We start from the raw sequence: 19,131 nt of genomic DNA, 5'->3' as shown, positions 1-19,131 counted from the left end.
GGCTCTCCCGAGACAGGCCGCGGGTCAGAGGGTATTGCGCAAGCCCAGTTCGTAGGGGTGCGGGTCGAGATAGGTCTGGGCACGAATATAGTCGGAGCCGTAGCGCTTGAGATAGTGATTGAGCAGGCGAATGGGCACCGCCAGGTGCACATGCCCCCGGCGATAGTCATCGATGGCCGCCAGCAGGTCCTGCTTGGTCTCCCCGTCCAGCGCCGTCTTGAGATAGCCGAAGACGTGCATCAGGGCATTGGCGTGGGTCTTGCGCGTCGCGGGGGTCGACAGGGCCGCCATGAAGCGTTCCAGATAGTGGGCCATGGACGCCTCGAGGGGGCGCTTGCTGGATTCGGCCAGATAGCGTCCCAGTGCCCGATAGGCCTCCACGTCATGGGCCATCAGCAGGTACTTCTGGCGGCTATGGAACTGCAGCAGCTCATGGTAGCTGGGCTCGGCCGCCACGCGGCGCAGCCAGTCGTCGTAGGCATAGACCCGGGTGATGAAGTTCTCGCGCAGCACGGCGTCGTTCATGCGCGCCTCCTCCTCCAGCGGCAGCTCGGGGAAGTGGCGGCGCAGCTCGCGCACGAAGGCCCCGGCATCCGAGTGGCTAGGCATGCCATTATCGGGGCGATAGACCTTGACCCGCTCCAGGCCGCAGCTGGGCGAGCCCTTCATCAGGATAAAGCCGCGCAGATGACGGTGGCGAGCGATGAACTCGCGACTCACCGTGGAGAGCCGTTCGGTGACATCCATCTCAGGGTTACGGGTGCCCACCACCCGGGGCGCCTCCCCCTCGACGCCGACCAGGCGGATGGGCTCGCGAGGCACCCCTAGCCCCGCCTCCAGCTCGGGGCAGAACGGCTCGAAGGCGAAGCGCTCGCCCAGCACCTCCAGGCAATAACGCGAACGCTTGTGGCCGCCGTTATAGCGCACCTCCTCGCCCGTCAGGCAGGCACTGATGCCCACCGGTATCCGCCGCTCATCCTGCACCGCGTCGCTCATGGTCGTGCTCCTCGATCACTCGCCGCCTACCACCCTACACCAGCCTGGCATCAGCCTGGCCTCGTGACTCCCATTGTCTCATAGCCGCTATCCCCATGCGCCTGACGCCCCATGGCCCCCAGGGCCATTCTTTCGATCGGTGATATTCCGGCGGTCGGTATGGCATCATCAGGACTCACTCATCAAGCAAGGAGTCCTGCCGTGGCCCAGATCGTCACCCCGGATATCTGCGACGCCCACCCCGAGGTACGCGTCCTCGATCCGCTGTTCATCAATGTCGGTGGCCGCGAGGCCTTCTGCGGCCCGATCCGTACCGTCAAGTGCTTCGAGGACAACTCCCTGGTCAAGCAGGCCGTGGCCGAACCCGGTGACGGCGCGATACTGGTGGTGGACGCCGGCGGATCACAGCGCTGCGCCATGCTCGGCGATATGCTCGCCGAACAGGCCGCCGCCAACGGCTGGAGCGGCGTGGTCATGTACGGCTGCGTGCGCGATGTCGACGTGCTGGCCGAGATCGAACTGGGCGTTCAGGCCATCGGGGTCCACCCCCGCAAGAGCGAGAAGCATGGCGAGGGGCGCCGCGATGTCCCGGTGACCCTCGCCGGCACGACGCTCACCTCCGGAGAGTGGCTCTACGCCGACAACAACGGCATCCTGGTCGCCGACCGGCGCCTGCCCCTCGAATAAATGCTGGCGTTCGCGAACCTGAGCCGTGATGTCCTGTATAACCTGCGGGAGCATCTTCGCCCCCTGGTGGCCTACCACCTCTTCTTCACCCTGCTGGCCTCCAGCCTGCTGCTGCCGGCGGTGGCCTGGAGCCTGGCCGGGTTCGTGGGCCGCTTCGGGCGCACGGTCATCAGCGGCGCCGAGCTGCTCGACCTGCTGCTGACCCCTGGCGGGGCGCTGTGGCTGCTGGCCGCCATTGGACTCGCCTTCCTGGTGCTCTACCTGCAGCAGGCGGGCATGATCCTGGTGGCAGCTCGCCCGCGGGACCGTCACCTGCGCCTCGCCCTCGAGGCATTATGGTGGTCCGTGCATCGCCTCCCGGCGCTGGCCGGCCTGGTCGTGATCCAGGTGGGCACTCACCTGCTGCTGGTGCTGCCGGTCGCCATCGGCCTGGTCTGGCTGTATGGCGTCCTGCTGGGGGATCTCGACCCCTACTATGTGCAACGCGTTCGCCCCGCGGCGCTGTGGCAGTTCCTCGCCCTGGCCCTGCCGCTGGTGGCGGGCTGGGCCTGGCTCGCCGCCACGCTTTACGTGCGCTGGATACTGGCGCTGCCCCTGGTGGCGCTGGAGGCGCTGTCGCCGCGTCGGGCCCTGACGCGTAGCGGCGAGCTGACCCGCGGCCGCCGGCGCTTTATCGCCGTGACCACCCTCGCCCTGCTGGCGCTGATCTTCCTCCTGCCGGTCCTGACGACCCTGATCTTCGACCGGCTGTTCAGCCCGCTGCTGTGGTGGCTGCCCGAGCGCAACGCCGTGCTGGTGCCGGCCACCCTGGCCTACCTGACCGCCTATGTACTGCTGACCCTGGCCATCACCTTCGCCGGAATCGCCGCCAACGCCCTGCTCTCGGCGAGTCTCTACCGGCGCCTGACCCATCGCGAGCCACGGCCGATCCCGCCCCCCCGCGATGCCCACCCGGGGCGCCTGGCCTGGGGGGTAGAACTGGGTGTGGTGCTGTTTGCGCTGTGGCAGGCGTGGCTGATCGTCAACAGCTTCACGTTGCACGACGAGGTGACAATCATCGCCCACCGCGGCAGCTCCCTGGATGCCCCCGAGAACACCCTGCCGGCGATCCATCACGCCCTGGAGGATGGCGCGGACATGGTCGAGCTCGACGTACGCCTGACGCGGGACAATCAGGTGGTGATCTATCACGACAGCAGCCTGCAGCGCCTGGCCGGCGATCCTCGGCGGCTGGGCAAGCTCGACCGCGAGGCGCTGGCCAACGTCGATGTCGGCAGCTGGTTCGGCGACGCCTATGTGGGGGAATCGATTCCCGGCCTGGATGAGGCCCTGGCCGCGGTGCGGGGCCGCAGCGGCCTGATGATCGACCTGAAGACCGACCTCGGCCGTGAGGCGGCGCTGGTGGAGGCGGTGGTCGCCGCCCTCGATGCCGAGCGGGCCGAACGCCTGCGCTGCCTGGCGGAAGCGGTGGCGGACACGACCCGGGCGCCCACGGCGGTGCGGGCCTGCGGCAACCCCGATGTCGCCGCCGAGACCCGCCTGGCGACCACCTCGCCCAGGCTGGCCCGCGTGATTCAATCGGGCCACCCCGAGCTGCGCGTGACCCTGCTGGCCCAGCTGATCCTGCCCGGCTCCCTGGAGCGCCGACACCTGGACGCCCTGGGGCTGCGCCATAATCGCATCGACGAGCGCGAGGTCAGGCTGGCGGCAGACTATGGCTACGAGCTCCATGCCTGGACGACCAACAGCCGCGCCCGGATGTCACAGCTGATCGACCTGGGCGTTGACGCCATTATCACCGACCACCCGGCCCGGCTCGCCAGGCTGGTCGCCGAACGCCGGGAGCTCGGCGATGGTGCCCTTCTGCTGATCAAGCTGCATAACTGGTTACGCCATTAATCCCCCATCACCACCCCTTCGCGGCGGGGGTCGGCGCCGCCGAAGAAGCCTTCATCGGTCCGCTGGATCGCCTGCAGGCCACTGGTCAGCTCTCTTTCCTCCACGTCATGACCCCGCTCGCGAAGCGCCTGCTGGATGGCCGACGGGAAGCGACCCGCTTCCAGGTAGACCGACCCGCCCAGGGTGATGGCGTGGGGCAGATCCAGCGCCTGCTGGGCATTCAGCCCCCAGTCGAGCATGGCCACCAACGAGCGGGCGGTGTAGTGGATGATCGCCGCGCCCCCCGGGGAGCCGAGGCTCGCCACCAGCTCGCCTCGCTGGTCACCCTCGCGTTCGAAGACCAGCGTCGGGCTCATGCTCGAGCGCGGGCGCTTGCCCGGCTCCACCCGGTTGGCGATGGGTGTGCCGGCGTCGTTCGTGGGGCTAAAGGAGAAGTCTGTCAGCTCGTTGTTGAGCATGAAGCCGCCCCGCAGGTCGGTACCGCCATCGGAGAGGATTCGCGCGCCGAAGGCCTGCTCGATGGAGCTGGTCATGGCCAGGGCATTGCCCTGGGCGTCGACGATGCTGATATGGCTGGTACCGTATTCCGGCTGCGTTGGCTGCACGGCCCAGGCGGTGGACAAGGTACCGGGATTGCCCGGGCTGGCGCCACCGCTGCCCATGCTCTGCTCCGCCTCGATCAGCTCGGCACGCTCTTCCAGGTACTCAGGCGCCAGCATCAGCGACCAGTCGCCTCCGGGCGCCTCGACGAAGTCCGGATCGGCGATATAGCGCCCACGATCGGCGAAGGCCAGCCGCGATGCCTCGAGGAAACGGTGCAGCCAGTCGACGTCGGGAAGCCCGTCGTCCAGCGCGACCTCGAGAGCGGGCAACTTCTCCAGGGTGCCGAGAATCTGCATCACGGTCAGGTGACCCGAGGAAGGTGGCGGAAAGCCGCAGACTCGATAGGCGCGCCAGTCGGTACAGAGCGGGTCGCGTTCCAGCGCTCGATAGGTCGCCATGTCCTCGAGGCTCAAGGTACCGGTGATATCGGGATGGTGGCGGACCCGAGCCACGATATCCTCGGCCACCTTGCCGGTATGCAGCGCCGGGCTTTTCTCGGCGGCGATCTTCTCGAGGGTCACGGCGAGCGCCGGGTTCGTGAGTCGATGCCCTTGCGGCAGCGGCTCGCCCTCTTCTGTGTAGTAGTACTCTGCCGCATGCTCGTCATCCCGCAGGGCATCGGTGGCGGCGATGCTCTGGTGCAGCCGCGGACTCACGGGAAAGCCTTCATCGGCCAGGGTAATGGCCGGCTCGAAGAGCTTGGCCCAGGGCAGCTTGCCGTGGGCCCCGTGGGCCATCTCCAGCATGCGCAGGGTGCCGGGCACGCCGACGGAGCGGCCACTGGCCACCGCCTTCATGAACGCCAGGGGCTCGTCGTCCCCGTCCAGGAAGAGGGTTTCATCCACCGAGGCGGGAGCGGTCTCGCGACCGTCATAGGCCCTGACCTCCTCCCCATCGTAGTACACCAGAAAGGAACCGCCGCCGATGCCGCTGGACTGGGGCTCGACCAGGGTCAGCACCATCTGTACTGCGATGGCCGCATCGATGGCCGAACCTCCCGCCTTGAGGATCTGGTAGCCGGCATCGGTAGCCAGGGGGTTAGCCGCGGCCACGGCGAACTCCTGGGTGGACCAACCGGGCTTCTCTTCATTGCCGGAGCTGGTTTCAGGCGAGATATCCGGACGCTGGTATTCAAACGCCGTCTCGCTCAGGGCGGTAAGCGGCAGGCCGAGGCTCAAGGCGGCGGTCAGCGTCAGCAGCCGCTGACGCCAGGGAAGAGCGGTGGGTCGAACGCGCATGGGACGAGCTCCTTGTCGCGATGATTGACGTAAGAGAGTCTGACAGCATAGACGAAAGACGCCCGGCCGAGGGGAGTCGGCCGGGCGTCTTGCCTGTCCGTCAACCGGCGCGGGCTAGCCCAGCGTTTCCCCGGCCAGCATGAACCAGGTCTCGAGCACGGCATCGGGGTTGAGCGATACCGAGTCGATCCCCTGTTCCATCAACCACTTGGCCAGATCGGGATGGTCCGAAGGGCCCTGGCCACAGATACCGATATACTTGCCCTGGGCCTTGCAGGCCTGGATGGCCATGGCCAGCAGCTTCTTCACCGCCGGATTTCGCTCCTCGAACAGATGCGCCACGATACCGGAGTCACGATCCAGCCCCAGGGTAAGCTGGGTCAGGTCGTTGGAGCCGATGGAGAAGCCGTCGAAATACGCCAGGAACTCCTCGGCGAGCAGGGCGTTGGCCGGCAGCTCGCACATCATGATGACCTTGAGGCCCTGGGGATCTTCGGAGCCACCGCGCTTGAGGCCGTTGGCGGCCAGCAGGTCGATCACCTCGCTGGCCTCCTCGGTGGTGCGCACGAAGGGCACCATGATCTCGACGTTATCCAGGCCCATCTCCTCGCGAACCCGCTTGAGGGCACGGCACTCCAGCTCGAAGCACTCGCGGAAGGTATCGGAGACGTAGCGTGATGCCCCGCGGAAGCCCAGCATCGGGTTCTCTTCACCCGGCTCGTAGAGCTTGCCGCCGATCAGGTTCTCGTACTCGTTGGACTTGAAGTCCGACAGGCGCACGATAACCCGCTCGGGATAGAAGGCCGCGGCCAGGGTGGAGATGCCCTCCACCAGCTTGTCGACGTAGAACTCCACCGGGCTGTTGTAGCCGGCGGTGCGCAGGTCGATGGTCTGCTGCAGATCCTCGGGCAGGGTGTCGTAGTCGAGCAGTGCCTTGGGGTGCACGCCGATCATGCGGTTGATGATGAACTCCAGGCGCGCCAGGCCCACACCGGCATTGGGCAGACTCGCGAAACCGAAGGCACGGTCGGGGTTGCCGACGTTCATCATGATCTTGAAGGGGATCTCGGGCATGGCATCGACACTGGTGACCTGGCGATCGAACTCCAGCAACCCTTCGTAGACATGACCGGCGTCGCCCTCGGCACAGGAGACGGTGACGTCACGGCCATCGGCGAGTACTTCGGTGGCATCACCGCAGCCCACCACCGCCGGGATGCCCAGTTCCCGGGCGATGATCGCCGCATGGCAGGTCCGGCCGCCACGATTGGTCACGATGGCCGAGGCACGCTTCATGATCGGCTCCCAATCGGGATCGGTCATGTCGGTGACCAGCACGTCGCCGGTGTTGACCTTCTCCATGTCATCCGGCGAGAAGACCACCTTGACCGTACCGCTACCGATGCGTTGGCCGATGGCACGGCCGGTGACCAGGTTGCGTCCCTTCTCCTTGAGCTGGAAACGCTCGAGCTGGCCGCCCTGCTGCTGGGAGACCACGGTCTCGGGGCGTGCTTGAACGATATAGAGCTCGCCGTCGTCGCCATCCAGGGCCCACTCGATATCCATGGGCCGCTGATAGTGCTCCTCGATGGTGACCGCCTGGCGGGCCAGCGCCATCACCTGCTCATCATCGACGCAGAAGCGCCCCCGCTCCTTGAGCGGCACGTCCACGGTTTCCACCGACTTGCCGGCGCTGGCCTCCTGACCATAGACCATCTTGATGAGCTTGGAGCCCAGGTTGCGGCGCAGCACGGCGGGCCGGCCGGCGGCGAGTGTCGGCTTGTGAACGTAGAATTCGTCGGGGTTCACCGACCCCTGTACCACGGTCTCGCCGAGGCCCCAGGAGGCGGTGACGAAAACCGCATCGCGGTAGCCCGACTCGGTGTCGAGAGTGAACATCACCCCGGCGGCCCCGGTCTCGGAACGCACCATTTTCTGAACGCCGGCGGAGAGCGCCACGTTCTCGTGGGCGTAGCCGCGGTGCACGCGATAGGAGATGGCGCGGTCGTTGAACAGCGAGGCAAACACCTCGTGGACGGCACGCTTGATGTTGTCGAAGCCCTCGATGTTGAGGAAGGTCTCCTGCTGGCCGGCGAAGGAGGCGTCGGGCAGATCCTCGGCGGTGGCCGAGGAACGCACCGCCGCCTTGAGGTTGGGGTGCCGGGCGAGCAACGTATCGTAGGCGCTGCGCAGGTGCTCCTCGAAGACCGGCGGCAGCGGGGTGTCGATCACCCACTGGCGAATCTGGGCACCGACACGCGACAGCTCGGCGACGTCGTCCACGTCCAGGGTCGCCAGTGCCTGATTGATGCGCTCGTTGAGGCCCTCGTGGGAGAGAAATTCGCGGTAGGCGTGGGCAGTGGTGGCAAAGCCGCCGGGCACGGTAACACCGGCACCGGCCAGGTTGGAGATCATCTCGCCGAGAGAGGCGTTCTTGCCCCCCACACGCTCGACATCATCCATGCCCAACTCATCGAACCACAGAATGTAATCGTCCACGGGACCCCCTTGGCTTGCGACGAAGATGCGTCATGCCGACGGACACGACGGAATGCTGGCGACTCTACCAAGCGATGGCCATATTCGCCATTGGTCTAATAGCGAAGTCACTGGAGGATTTTTACAACAGCGCCCACTTTCCGCCTCATCCTGTAGTCCGCTGCACGAGCATGAGTGGCGCCGGGCTGCCGTCAGGGCTATGACAATTACCGGAACCCAGGGTGCGCTGGGGATAAGCCGTAGAGGAGGTCCTACACCAGGGGTGAGAAGCACGGCTTCGAACGGGCTGGCCATGGATGGCCAGCACCGGTCCTGCAAGCGGAGCAGGACGCGAGAGCGAAGCAGGGCGTCGGTAGCGTACAAGGACGTATTCACAGCGCCTCCTCGAAGGCTTGTCGCCAGATCAGCCCCGAGCTACCGAGCTACCGAGCTACCGAGCTACCGAGCTATCTGCGATAGCACTGGGGGGCGGCTTGTCGCGGGAGGCATGGAGGCCGACAATGGGGCTTTTGTCGACCAAGCGATCCCACCATGACCCGCACCGCCTTCTTTATCTCCGACGGCACCGGCATCACCGCCGAGAGCCTGGGCCGCAGCCTGCTGGCACAGTTCGAGAACGTCGAGATACGCATGATGACCAAACCCTATATCGACACCCTCGAGAAGGCCCACGGCCTGGTGGAGATCATCAACGGCGTGGCGGTGCGCGACGGCGAAGTGCCGATCATCATCGACACCATCGTCGATAGCGAAATCCGCCAGATCATCAGCGACTCGGAAGGCTTCAATATCGATATCTTCTCGACCTTCCTCGCGCCTCTGGAACAGGAACTCAAGACCCACTCCAGCTACACCGTGGGCCGCACCCACTCCATCGGCAAGGATGAGGCCTATATGGACCGTATCCAGTCGGTGCACTTTGCCCTGGACAATGACGATGGTGCGCGCACTCACCAGTACGACAAGGCCGACGTGATCCTGATCGGCGTATCACGCTGTGGCAAGACCCCCACCTCGCTCTATCTGGCGCTGCAATTCGGCATCCGGGCGGCCAACTATCCGCTGACCGAGGACGACCTCGACGAGGACGGCAGCCTCAAGATACCCAAGGTGCTGGCACCCCACCATCACAAGCTGTTCGGCCTGACCATCGATGCCAGACGACTCGCGGCGATCCGCCACGAGCGCCGCCCCAACAGCCGCTACAGCTCCATGGACCAGTGTCTTCAGGAAGTGGGCCAGGCCGAGGGGCTCTACCGCCAGCTGCATATCCCCTTTATCGACACCACCCGCTTCTCGGTGGAGGAAATCTCCACCCGGATGATCGCCGAAATGGGGCTGACGCGGCGGTTTTCACCCCGCTGAGACCGAGCGCCGAGCGCCGAGCGCCGAGCGCCGAGCAAGATACTAAACGGAAACCTCCAGCAGACGACTCTGCTGGAGATTTTTCCTGGCCGCTTGGCTGCCGAATCCTAGTTTACCACCCCTGCCCTTCTCAGCCTGGCAATATCATCGGCGCCAAGGCCCATCTCGGCGAGCAGGGCATCGCTGTCCTGACCCAGGCGTGGCGGCGCCAGCTCGCTGGTCGCCGAAGCGCCATCGAAGCGCAGCGGGTTGGCCACCTGAGGCACCTCCAGCGCATCGCGGTGCAGGGTGCGATACATCTCGCGATGCCGCACCTGGGGGTCGTCGAACACCTCGCTGAGGGTATTGATGGGGCCACCGGGAATGCCGCGGGCCTCCAGTTCGTCCAGCCATTCGTCCCGCGGTCGAGTCACCAGGATCGCCTGGATCATGGGAACCAGCACCTCACGGTTGCCGACCCGGGCGGCGTTGGTGGCATAGGCAGGATCCCGGGCCCACTCCGGCCGTCCCAGCAGGGCGGCCAGGCGGGAGAACTGGGCGTCGTTGCCCACGGTCAGTACCAGGTGACCGTCGGCACAGGCGAAGGCCTGATAGGGCACGATATTGGGATGGGCGTTGCCATGACGATCCGGATCGTTGCCGCTGACCAGCACGTTGAGCGCCTGGTTGGCCAGCGTCGCCACCTGGACATCGAGCAGCGCCACGTCCACGTGACGCCCCACGCCGGTGCGGTTTCGCTCCTGGAGCGCGGCGAGGACGCCGACGGTGGCGTAGAGCCCCGTCATCACATCGGTGATCGCCACCCCGGTCTTCATCGGCTGGGCATCGGCGTCACCGGTGAGGCTCATCAGCCCGCCCATGGCCTGGATCATGAAGTCATAACCGGCACGATGGGCGTAGGGACCATCCTGGCCGAAGCCGGTGATCGAGCAGCCGATCAGCCGCGGATTGAGCGCCTTCAGGCTGGCGTAGTCGAGGCCGTACTTGGCCAGGCCGCCGACCTTGAAGTTCTCGAGCAGGATATCGGCGCCCTCGGCCAGCTTGTGCACCAGTGCCTGGCCCTGTTCGGAGGCGATATCCACGGCCAGGGAGTGCTTGCCTCGATTGGCACAGAGATAATAGGCGGCGACCCTGTCGCGCTCGCTCTCCTCGGCCAGCCAGGGAGGGCCCCAGCCACGCGTATCATCGCCGCGCTGGGGGTGTTCGACCTTGATGACCCGGGCACCCAGGTCGGCGAGCAGCTGGCCCGCCCAGGGGCCCGCCAGCACCCGCGACATATCGAGCACCGTGATGCCCTCAAGCGGTCCACTCATTTCGAGCTCCTTGCTCACTCTCGGCTCACTCGGGCTGATCCGGCAACCAGCTTGCGGGGAGGCGCTGTGAATACGTCCCTGTACGCTACCGACGCCCTGCGGCGCTCTCGCATCCTGCGCCGCTTGCAGGGCCGGTGCGGGCCATCCTTGGCCCGCCCGTTCGGAGCAGTGCTCCTCACCCCTGGCGTAGGACCTCTCCTTCAGCTGGTTCCCGGCGCCCTCGTCAGACGCATGTCATGTGACCTACCGGCTTAACCGGTAAAGGCCTGCAGGCCGGTCTGGGCGCGCCCCAGGATCAGGGCGTGGACGTCGTGGGTGCCCTCGTAGGTGTTCACCGCCTCGAGGTTCATCACATGGCGAATCACGTGGTACTCGTCGCTGATGCCGTTGCCCCCGTGCATGTCCCGGGCTACCCGGGCGATGTCCAGCGCCTTGCCGCAGTTGTTGCGCTTGATCAGCGAGATCGCCTCGGGCACGAGCTGGTCGTCGTCGATCATGCGTCCCACCCGCAGCGCCGCCTGCAGGCCCAGGGCGATATCGGTCTGCATGTCGGCCAGCTTCTTCTGGATCAGCTGGTTGGCGGCCAGGGGGCGGCCGAACTGCTTGCGCTCCAGGGTGTACTCTCGGCCGGCATGCCAGCATGCCTCGGCGGCCCCCATGGCGCCCCAGGCGATACCGTAGCGGGCGCGATTGAGGCAGGAGAACGGCCCCTTGAGCCCCTTGACGTTGGGCAGGCGCTGCGCGTCGGAGACCTCCACGTCCTGCATGGCGATCTGGCCGGTGATGGAGGCACGCAGGCTGAACTTGCCCTCGATCTTGGGCGCACTGAGACCCGGCATGTCCTTCTCGAGGATAAAGCCGTTGATCACGCCTTCTTCATCCCGGGCCCACACCACGAAGACATCGGCGATGGGCGAGTTGGTGATCCAGGTCTTGGTGCCGTTGAGGCGCCAACCATTGTCGGTGCGAACGGCTCGCGTCGACATGCCACCCGGGTCCGAGCCGTGATCCGGCTCGGTCAGGCCGAAGCAGCCCACCCACTCACCGGTGGCGAGCCTGGGCAGATACTTCTCGCGCTGCTCCTCGCTGCCGAAGGCATGAATGGGATACATCACCAGGCTCGACTGCACACTCATGGCACTGCGATAACCGGAGTCGACCCGCTCCACTTCCCGGGCGATCAGGCCGTAGCTGACGTAGTTGAGGCCGGCACAGCCATAGCCATCGATGGTCGCCCCGAGCAGGCCCAGTGCCCCCATCTCGCTCATGATCTCGCGGTGGAAGATCTCGTGACGATTGGCCTCCAGCACCCTGGGAAAGAGCTTCTCCTGACAATAGTCACGAGCGGTCTGCTGGACCATGCGCTCTTCTTCGGAGAGTTGGTCGACGAGGCGAAGGGGGTCGTCCCAGGTGATGGGGGTGATCTGGCTCATGCGGAATCCTCGGTGGCGTGGTGATGCTTTAATATCTACATTTTAACTAAATGTAGAACAGAAACCCTGCCCTGCCAAGTCCCCATCGCTAAAAATCGGCTAGCGATAACGCGCGAGCACCACGCGAATCTGCCACCAGGCGACCAGAGCCGTCAGCAGATTGGCCGTGAGCATGCCGACGAAGACCCCGGTGGTGTCGGCCAGGCGCCCTCCCAGCCAGGCCAGGGGCACGCTGAGCACGAAGAGCCGCACCACCGAGAGACGCATGGCCCGGGCCGGACGATGCAGGGCATTGCACGAGGAAATCGACAGGATCACCACGCCCTGGGCCCCGAGCCCCAGGGGCACCAGCCACAGGAAGTGTCGCAGTACCTCGCCGACCGCCTCGCGCTCGGCGTAGGCGTCCACCAGCCAGGGGGCCAGCGCCTGCAGCAGCCCCCAGACCAGCAGCTGCCAGGCCAGCACGAAGGCGAAGCAGCCGAAGATGGCGCGGCGCACTCGCGCATACTGACCGGCCCCGGCGTTCTGACTGATCAGCGGCGAGAGGGTCATGGAGAGCCCCAGCACGGCGATCTGGGCGAAAGCCTCGAGGCGGGTGCCGACGCCGAAGCCGGCCACGGCATCGTGACCGTGACCGGCAACAATGCGCGTCAGCAATCCCATGGCCAGCGGGGTGAAGACGCTGGTCAGCGCCGCGGGACCGGCGATACGCCCCAGCTCGCGCCAGGATTCGAGGAGCCCGTGTCGCGTCAGGCCGGCCAGGTCGAACAAGCCACGCAGTTCACGCTGGAAGACCAGGGCCACCGCCATCAATCCCCAGCTGAGTACCGTGGCCAGGGCCGCACCGGAGACGCCCATGGCCGGTAGCGGCCCCGCGCCGAAGATCAGCAGCCAGTCCAGCAATACATTGGACACGGCGGCCAACGCCATCATCAGCCCCTGGGTCGCCGTATTGCCATGGGCGCGCAGCAGGCTGTTGAGCACTCGCGGGATGATCACCACGGCGGCACCGAAGTACCAGACCCCCATGTAGTCACGGATATGCGGCATCAGGATGTCATCGGCGCCCAGCAGCCGAAACAGCGGTTCGAGGGTCGTCAGGCCGAGCAGGGTCATGATCAGGCCGACCCCCAGCGCCAGCAAGGCAGCATCGGTGGCTCGGCGACGCACGGTGTCGAACTCGCCGCGCCCCAGCTGTCGCGCCACGACCGCCGAGGTGCCGATACCCAGGCCAATGGCCAGGCTGATCACGGTAAACACCACCGGGAAGGTGAATGACACCGCCGCCAGCGGCTCGGTGCCCAGCCGGGAGATGAACCAGGTATCCACCAGGTTGAAGCTCATCATGGCGATCATGCCGCCGATCACCGGCAGGGTCTTGCGCAGCAGGGTGGCGGCGATGGGGCCGTCCAGCAGCTCGCGGCGGACCGGGCGCCGCGGCGAGGCGGTGGAGAAAGTGCTCATGGAACCTACTTGGTGTCGATATAGCGGTGGTCATTGAAGGTCGCCACCCAGCCCGGGTGATAGACCAGCAGGATGCTCAACAGCATACCGGTGATAAACGCCTCGGAAGGCATCAGCAGCGGCAGGAAACGCGCATACTCCAGCGCCTGATAGAGGGCGTAGGCATCATTGGCCCCGAGCCGCATCAGCCCCACCGCGGCAAGCCCCGCGGCAAGCGAGGAGAGCGCGGCGCCGAAGAAGCCGCAGACAAACAGAAACACCATCAGGTTATCGGGCAGGAAACGATCCACCAGTCGCCAGATGATCACCATGGTCAGTGCCGGCATGACACCGGTCACCAGCAGATTGATCCCCAGCAGGGTCCAGTCCACCCGGCCGGTCACCACCATCGCCAGGTTGACCAGCAGCAGGGAAAGCAGCGCCAGGGGCGCCTTGAACACCAGCACCAGCAGCGCGGTAAACATCAGGTGCAGGGTCAGCCAGTCCACCGCCTGGGCGCGCAGCTGCCACATCAGCAGTACCGCCACGGTGGCGGCCAGCCAGCGGTGCTGCAGCCCGGTATCGGCCAGCAGCAACCGCCAGGGGCGCTGGGCCAGCGCCAGCCCCAGGACGACGAAGGCCACCAGGCTGGTCACTACCAGCAGCCAGTGAGCCAGTACCGGCTCGGCGAAGGACATGATTCTCTCCCCTCAGGCGAAGACCACGGTCTTGTTACCGTGGATCAGTACGCGATCCTCGAGATGCCAGCGCAGGCCCCGAGCCAGCACCGCCTTCTCCACGTCGCGGCCGAAACGCACCAGGTCATCGGGCGTATGGCAGTGGCTGACCCGATGAATGTCCTGTTCGATGATCGGCCCGGCATCGAGCTCGGCGGTAACATAATGGCAGGTGGCACCGATCAACTTGACCCCACGCTCATAGGCCTGATGATAGGGCCTGGCCCCGGCGAAGCTGGGCAAGAAGCTATGGTGGATATTGATCACGCGGCCGGCATAGCGCTCGCACAACGCCGGGGGCAGGATCTGCATGTAGCGCGCCAGCACGATGCAGTCGGCTCGCAGCTCCTCGACCCGCTGCTCCACCGCCGCGAAGGCGGCCTGCTTCTCGTCCGGCGGTATCGGCACATGGTGATAGGGTATTCCATGCCACACCACCAGGCCACGCATGGTCTCGTGATTGGAGACAACCGCCGCGATCTCGCAATCGAATTCACCGGTGCTCCACCGGTAGAGCAGGTCTACCAGGCAGTGGGACTCCTTCGATACCATCAGCACCACCCGTGGCCGTTGACGGGTATCGGTCAGTGCCCAGGTCATGTCGAACTCCTCGGCAATGGGCGCAAAGGCCTCACGCAGCGTCTCGGGCGGCATGCCAATGGAGCCGGCCAGGATCTCGTAGCGCATGAAGAAGCGTCCCGTCTCCAGATCGGAGTGCTGGCTGGCCTCGGTGATCGAGCCGCCGTGCCCGGCGATAAAGCCGGAGACACGGGACACGATCCCCACGCGGTCGGGACAGGAAACCACCAGGCGGTAGTAATGTGACATCAGAGGCTCCAGGCTGGGTATTGCGGGCGCGACAGTGTAGCGAAAACAGCGGATTCCGGCACGCCTCCGCGATTGGGCTGAAGAAGGGCGATAGCCGGTGGCAAAGCATTTAATAACCAAACGCTATTTGAATTTAACACCCTTATTCTTTATTTTGGTCACCCTTAAACACCGTCGCCCTCATGGCCCACCACCCTTCAAGCCATTACACGGGAGCACGTCATGCTCAAGCATATTACCCTCGCCGCCCTGGCCGCAGGCATTCTCGCCGCCGGCCAGGCCCAGGCAGACGCTGATGTCATCAAGGTCGGCATGTCCGGCAGCTACTTCCCCTTCACCTTCGTCGAGCAGGACGAGCTCCAGGGCTTCGAGGTGGATGTCCTGGAGGCCATCGCCGAGGAGATGGGGGTCGAGGTCGAGTTCGTCACGGCCAGCTTCTCCGGGCTGTTCGGCATGCTCGAATCCGGACGGATCGACACCATTGCCAATCAGATCACCATTACCGAGGAGCGTAGCGCCAAGTACGCCTTCACCGAGCCCTACGTCTACGACGGTGCCCAGGTCGTGATCAAGGAGGGCAACGAGGCGGTCCAGTCCGTCGAGGACCTGAAGGGCAAGACCGTGGCCGTCAACCTCGGCTCCAACTATGAGGAGCTGCTGCGCGAACTCCCCTATGCCGACGAGATCGATATTCGCACCTATGAAAGCAATATCGAACAGGATACCGCCCTGGGCCGCGTCGACGCCTTCGTCATGGACAGGATAAGTGCCAGCCAGGTCATCAAGGACAAGCCGATGCCCCTGGCGCTGGCCGGAACGCCGTTCTCCGAGATCCGCAACGCCCTGCCCTTCCGGGATACCAAGGAAGGCCGTGCCCTGCGTGACCGGGTCGATACCGCCCTGGACACTCTGCGCGAATCAGGCACATTGCAGACGTTTTCGGAAGAGTGGTTCGGCACCGACGTCACCCGCCTCTAAGGTGCCGAGCGGCTCTCATGTCACTACTCGACCTCGACTACATGCTGGGGCTCGCCCCCATCCTGATGCGCTACCTGCCGTTGACCCTGGAGATGGCCGCGGCAGGGATGGTGCTGGCCCTGGCGCTCGCCTGTGGCCTCGCCGTGATCCGCGTCCTGCGGATCCCGGGCCTGAATGCCGCCACCCTGCTGTTCATCTCCTTCTTTCGCGGCACGCCGCTGCTGGTACAGCTGTTCCTGTTCTACTACGGCCTGCCGCAGTTGCTGGCCTTCCTGACCCAGATCAATGGCATCACCGCCACCATCATGGGCCTGACCCTGCACTTCTCGGCCTACATGGCGGAGTCCATCCGTGCCGCCATCGTCGGTGTCGACCGCAGTCAGACGGAGGCGGCGCTGTCCATCGGCATGACCAACGGCCAGCTGATGCGGCGCATCGTGCTCCCCCAGGCGACGCGGGTCGCCGTCCCCACGCTCATGAACTACTTCATCGACATGATCAAGGCCACGTCCCTTGCCTTCACCCTGGGCGTTACCGAGCTGATGGGCGCCACCCAGAAGGAGGCCGCCGGCAGCTTCCTCTACTTCGAGGCCTTTATCACCGTGGCCATCTTCTACTGGGTCATCGTCGAGCTGCTGGCCTGGTTCCAGCGGCGCCTGGAAACCCGACTTAACGAGGCCTATCGCCGATGATCAAGGTAGCAGGACTCATCAAGCGCTTCGGCGGGGCCGCGGTGCTCGACGGCATCGACCTGGCCATCGAGCAGGGCGAGATCATCGTGGTCATCGGCCCCTCCGGCACCGGCAAGTCGACGCTGCTGCGCTGCCTGAACTTCCTCGAGCGCCCGGACGCCGGCCGCCTGACCATCGGCGATCTCGACGTCGATGTCACCCGGGCCAGTCGGCGCGATATCCTGACAGCACGGCGGCGAACCGCCTTCGTGTTCCAGAACTACGCACTCTTTGCCAACAAGACCGCACTGGAGAACATCGCCGAGGGGCTGATCGTGGTCAACCGCTGGCCCAAGGAGAAGGCCCATGCACGCGCCCGGGAGATCCTGGAGCGCATCGGGCTGGCCGACAAGGCCGACGCCTACCCCGCCTCCCTGTCCGGGGGACAGCAGCAGCGCGTCGGGATCGGCCGCGCCATGGCGGCCCAGGCCGAGGTCATTCTCTTCGACGAGCCCACCTCATCGCTGGACCCCGAGTGGGTCGAGGAGGTCCTGGAGCTGATGAAGCAGCTGGCCAGGGAACGCCAGACCATGCTGGTCGTCACCCATGAGATGAGCTTCGCCAGGGACGTGGCGGATCGGGTGATCTTCATGGAAGGGGGACGCATCGTGGAACAGGGTCCCCCCGACCAGCTCTTCGGAACTCCCCGGGATCCGCGCACCCGGAACTTCCTGCGCAAGGTACTCGCCACCCAGGCGTCGCCGGAGGGCGTGAACTAGCGTCGGCGCGTTGTGGCCCCCGGTGGCCTTCCCGTATAGTGAAAGCGTCATATATCAGGAAGCCTCCTCCGCGATGCTCAAGCCCCGAGTCCAGATCCGCCCCCGACGACGCCCTCCCCTGCGCTTCTTGCCGCTGGGCGGCTGTGGCGAGATCGGCATGAACCTCAGCCTCTACGGCCACGGTGAGGGCCCGGAGGCTGTCTGGATCGCAGTGGACTGCGGCATGATGATCCGCCAGGACCTCCCCGATTCGCCGCTGCAGGTGCCCAACCCGAGCACCCTGGACGCGCTGGACATCGTGCCCCGGGCGCTGGTCATCACCCATGGTCACGAGGATCATATCGGTGCCGCTGCCTGGCTGTGGCCGAAATGGGGCTGCCCCATCCACGCCACCCCCCTGGCGGCCGGCCTGCTGCGCGCCAAGTTCAACGAGCGGGGCCTCGTCACCGACGCCATTCGGGTGATCGAACCCGGCGAGGCCATGGAGACGGGCCCCTTCACCCTGCGCTTCCTGCCGGTGACCCATTCCATCCCCGAGAGCTGCTCGCTGCTGATCGCCGTCGGGGAGCATCGCGTACTGCATACCGGCGACTGGAAGCTTGACCCGGACCCGCTGCTCGGCGCGCCGATCTCCCCGACGACCTTTCGCGCCCTGGCCCCGGTGGACCTGGTCGTCGGCGATTCCACCAACGCCCCGCTGCCCGGCGACTCACGCAGCGAGGGCGAGGTCGCCAGGGCCCTGGCACACACCATCGCCCGCTGCGAGGGCCGCGTCATCGTCTCCTGCTTCGCCAGCAATCTGGCCCGGATACTGGCCATCGGCCGCGCCGCCGAGCGCTGCGGACGCCGAGTCAGCCTGATGGGACGCTCCATGGAGCGCATGGTGGCGATCGCCCGCGGCCTCGGCTACCTGGACGACTTTCCCCCCCTGGTGCCCAGCAGCGACCTGGGCTATCTGCCCCCCGAGGAGGTGCTGGTGATCGCCACCGGCAGCCAGGGCGAATCACGCGCCGCCCTCCAGCGACTGGCGCGTGGCCGACACCGTTCTCTGGAACTGGGGCCCGGCGACAGCGTGATCTTCTCGGCCAAGGCGATCCCCGGCAATGAGCTGCTGATCGAACGCCTCAAGAAGGGGCTTCGCCATCAGGGCGTCGAGGTCCTCGACGAGTTCAATCACCCCGAACTGCACGCCTCGGGGCATCCGGCCCAGGATGAACTGCGCACCCTCTATGGCTGGATACGGCCCCGCTACCTGCTGCCGGTACACGGCGAGCCACGCCATCAGCAGGCCCACCGCGACATCGCCGAGGAACTGGGCATCCAGGCGCCCCTCCGGTAGTTGTCAAGAAATCTGTCGCCTCTGAGATCATTCAGGCCACCTGTTTTTCCGGTTCAGCGACGGTGACCTGGAGCTCCCGCTCCGGGTTAAGAGACACGGTGCCAATCGGCGTCCAATTGCGGGTCTTGCCGCTCCAACGAGCGGGGTTGGCCGCACGCGCTGCCTGATTGATGGCATGCCGCTTTGCCAGCACGCCGGTATCCTCGCCAGCATGTCGCTGTGCCGGTGTCACCAGGCGGATCCCGCTGTGGCGATGCTCGTGGTTGTACCACTGCACGAAGCTGGCCACCCACTCACGGGCGTCGTCGACCGTGGCGAACCCA

At 65.8% G+C, this 19,131-nt stretch carries 15 protein-coding genes and 1 pseudogene; 7 read left to right on the top strand and 9 right to left on the bottom strand.

What is annotated here, in order from left to right:
* Positions 1 to 24: 24 nt before the first annotated feature.
* Positions 25 to 996: a YbgA family protein gene (locus tag Q358_RS0110255; RefSeq protein WP_027961950.1), complete on the bottom strand. Its 972-nt coding sequence runs from the start codon at positions 994 to 996 to the stop codon at positions 25 to 27.
* Positions 997 to 1,155: 159 nt separating this feature from the next.
* Here Q358_RS0110255 and rraA point away from each other — a divergent pair, with 159 nt between their 5' ends.
* The gene (rraA, locus tag Q358_RS0110250) at positions 1,156 to 1,683 is read left to right on the top strand and encodes a ribonuclease E activity regulator RraA (RefSeq protein ID WP_051530309.1); all 528 of its coding nucleotides are present in this window, start codon (positions 1,156 to 1,158) and stop codon (positions 1,681 to 1,683) included.
* A complete protein-coding gene (locus Q358_RS0110245) occupies positions 1,684 to 3,582 on the top strand; it encodes a glycerophosphodiester phosphodiesterase family protein (RefSeq protein WP_027961948.1) in 1,899 nt (632 codons plus the stop codon).
* Here the strand turns inward: Q358_RS0110245 and Q358_RS0110240 are convergent.
* Both Q358_RS0110240 and ppsA read right to left on the bottom strand, forming a co-directional pair.
* Positions 3,579 to 5,423: a gamma-glutamyltransferase family protein gene (locus Q358_RS0110240; RefSeq protein WP_084286513.1), complete on the bottom strand. Its 1,845-nt coding sequence runs from the start codon at positions 5,421 to 5,423 to the stop codon at positions 3,579 to 3,581. The genes Q358_RS0110245 and Q358_RS0110240 overlap by 4 nt on opposite strands.
* A 114-nt stretch (positions 5,424 to 5,537) precedes the next feature.
* Positions 5,538 to 7,922: a phosphoenolpyruvate synthase gene (gene ppsA, locus Q358_RS0110235; RefSeq protein WP_027961946.1), complete on the bottom strand. Its 2,385-nt coding sequence runs from the start codon at positions 7,920 to 7,922 to the stop codon at positions 5,538 to 5,540.
* Between the two features lie 531 nt (positions 7,923 to 8,453).
* Between ppsA and ppsR the strand changes: the two genes are divergently transcribed.
* On the top strand, positions 8,454 to 9,287 hold the full coding sequence (ppsR, locus tag Q358_RS0110230; protein ID WP_027961945.1) for a posphoenolpyruvate synthetase regulatory kinase/phosphorylase PpsR: 834 nt from the start codon (positions 8,454 to 8,456) through the stop codon (positions 9,285 to 9,287).
* Positions 9,288 to 9,394: 107 nt separating this feature from the next.
* Here ppsR and Q358_RS0110220 read toward each other — a convergent pair whose 3' ends face one another.
* The 5 genes from Q358_RS0110220 to purU form a co-directional block, all read right to left on the bottom strand.
* Entirely contained in the window at positions 9,395 to 10,600 is a 1,206-nt protein-coding gene (locus tag Q358_RS0110220) for a CaiB/BaiF CoA transferase family protein (RefSeq protein ID WP_027961944.1), read from the bottom strand.
* A 251-nt stretch (positions 10,601 to 10,851) separates the two neighbouring features.
* Positions 10,852 to 12,033 (bottom strand): acyl-CoA dehydrogenase, encoded by a 1,182-nt coding sequence (locus tag Q358_RS0110215; protein ID WP_027961943.1) that lies wholly within the window; start codon positions 12,031 to 12,033, stop codon positions 10,852 to 10,854.
* A 99-nt stretch (positions 12,034 to 12,132) separates the two neighbouring features.
* The gene (locus Q358_RS0110210; RefSeq protein ID WP_027961942.1) at positions 12,133 to 13,497 is read right to left on the bottom strand and encodes an MATE family efflux transporter; all 1,365 of its coding nucleotides are present in this window, start codon (positions 13,495 to 13,497) and stop codon (positions 12,133 to 12,135) included.
* A gap of 5 nt (positions 13,498 to 13,502) precedes the next feature.
* The gene (locus Q358_RS0110205) at positions 13,503 to 14,174 is read right to left on the bottom strand and encodes an energy-coupling factor ABC transporter permease (protein ID WP_027961941.1); all 672 of its coding nucleotides are present in this window, start codon (positions 14,172 to 14,174) and stop codon (positions 13,503 to 13,505) included.
* A 12-nt stretch (positions 14,175 to 14,186) separates the two neighbouring features.
* Positions 14,187 to 15,041: a formyltetrahydrofolate deformylase gene (purU, locus tag Q358_RS0110200; RefSeq protein ID WP_027961940.1), complete on the bottom strand. Its 855-nt coding sequence runs from the start codon at positions 15,039 to 15,041 to the stop codon at positions 14,187 to 14,189.
* Between the two features lie 222 nt (positions 15,042 to 15,263).
* On the opposite strand from purU, the gene Q358_RS0110195 reads away from it, so the two are divergent.
* From Q358_RS0110195 to Q358_RS17140, 4 genes and pseudogenes are all read left to right on the top strand, one after another.
* A complete protein-coding gene (locus Q358_RS0110195; RefSeq protein ID WP_027961939.1) occupies positions 15,264 to 16,019 on the top strand; it encodes an amino acid ABC transporter substrate-binding protein in 756 nt (251 codons plus the stop codon).
* A 17-nt stretch (positions 16,020 to 16,036) separates the two neighbouring features.
* The gene (locus tag Q358_RS0110190) at positions 16,037 to 16,711 is read left to right on the top strand and encodes an amino acid ABC transporter permease (protein ID WP_027961938.1); all 675 of its coding nucleotides are present in this window, start codon (positions 16,037 to 16,039) and stop codon (positions 16,709 to 16,711) included.
* Positions 16,708 to 17,469, top strand: coding sequence for an amino acid ABC transporter ATP-binding protein (locus Q358_RS0110185; protein ID WP_027961937.1), 762 nt, complete (start codon positions 16,708 to 16,710; stop codon positions 17,467 to 17,469). Before Q358_RS0110190 ends, Q358_RS0110185 begins: the two co-directional genes overlap by 4 nt.
* A 157-nt stretch (positions 17,470 to 17,626) precedes the next feature.
* A pseudogene (locus Q358_RS17140) lies at positions 17,627 to 18,802 on the top strand (ribonuclease J); the annotation flags it as partial.
* Between the two features lie 37 nt (positions 18,803 to 18,839).
* Here the strand turns inward: Q358_RS17140 and Q358_RS0110175 are convergent.
* Positions 18,840 to 19,131, bottom strand: a 292-nt coding sequence (locus tag Q358_RS0110175; RefSeq protein WP_027961936.1) for an integrase core domain-containing protein, incomplete at its 5' end; no start/stop codon positions are given.

The sequence above is a fragment of the Halomonas halodenitrificans DSM 735 genome (assembly GCF_000620045.1).
Lineage (GTDB): Bacteria > Pseudomonadota > Gammaproteobacteria > Pseudomonadales > Halomonadaceae > Halomonas > Halomonas halodenitrificans.
This window is presented reverse-complemented; position numbering and strand designations above follow the sequence as displayed.

What these genes read in the sequence shown, in the direction of transcription:
- Q358_RS0110255 (WP_027961950.1), bottom strand. Translation starts at nt 996, where the DNA reads ATGAGCGACGCGGTGCAGGATGAGCGGCGGATACCGGTGGGCATCAGT.
- rraA (WP_051530309.1), top strand. Translation starts at nt 1,156, where the DNA reads ATGGCATCATCAGGACTCACTCATCAAGCAAGGAGTCCTGCCGTGGCC.
- Q358_RS0110245 (WP_027961948.1), top strand. Translation starts at nt 1,684, where the DNA reads ATGCTGGCGTTCGCGAACCTGAGCCGTGATGTCCTGTATAACCTGCGG.
- Q358_RS0110240 (WP_084286513.1), bottom strand. Translation starts at nt 5,423, where the DNA reads ATGCGCGTTCGACCCACCGCTCTTCCCTGGCGTCAGCGGCTGCTGACG.
- ppsR (WP_027961945.1), top strand. Translation starts at nt 8,454, where the DNA reads ATGACCCGCACCGCCTTCTTTATCTCCGACGGCACCGGCATCACCGCC.
- Q358_RS0110220 (WP_027961944.1), bottom strand. Translation starts at nt 10,600, where the DNA reads ATGAGTGGACCGCTTGAGGGCATCACGGTGCTCGATATGTCGCGGGTG.
- Q358_RS0110215 (WP_027961943.1), bottom strand. Translation starts at nt 12,033, where the DNA reads ATGAGCCAGATCACCCCCATCACCTGGGACGACCCCCTTCGCCTCGTC.
- Q358_RS0110210 (WP_027961942.1), bottom strand. Translation starts at nt 13,497, where the DNA reads ATGAGCACTTTCTCCACCGCCTCGCCGCGGCGCCCGGTCCGCCGCGAG.
- Q358_RS0110205 (WP_027961941.1), bottom strand. Translation starts at nt 14,174, where the DNA reads ATGTCCTTCGCCGAGCCGGTACTGGCTCACTGGCTGCTGGTAGTGACC.
- purU (WP_027961940.1), bottom strand. Translation starts at nt 15,041, where the DNA reads ATGTCACATTACTACCGCCTGGTGGTTTCCTGTCCCGACCGCGTGGGG.
- Q358_RS0110195 (WP_027961939.1), top strand. Translation starts at nt 15,264, where the DNA reads ATGCTCAAGCATATTACCCTCGCCGCCCTGGCCGCAGGCATTCTCGCC.
- Q358_RS0110190 (WP_027961938.1), top strand. Translation starts at nt 16,037, where the DNA reads ATGTCACTACTCGACCTCGACTACATGCTGGGGCTCGCCCCCATCCTG.
- Q358_RS0110185 (WP_027961937.1), top strand. Translation starts at nt 16,708, where the DNA reads ATGATCAAGGTAGCAGGACTCATCAAGCGCTTCGGCGGGGCCGCGGTG.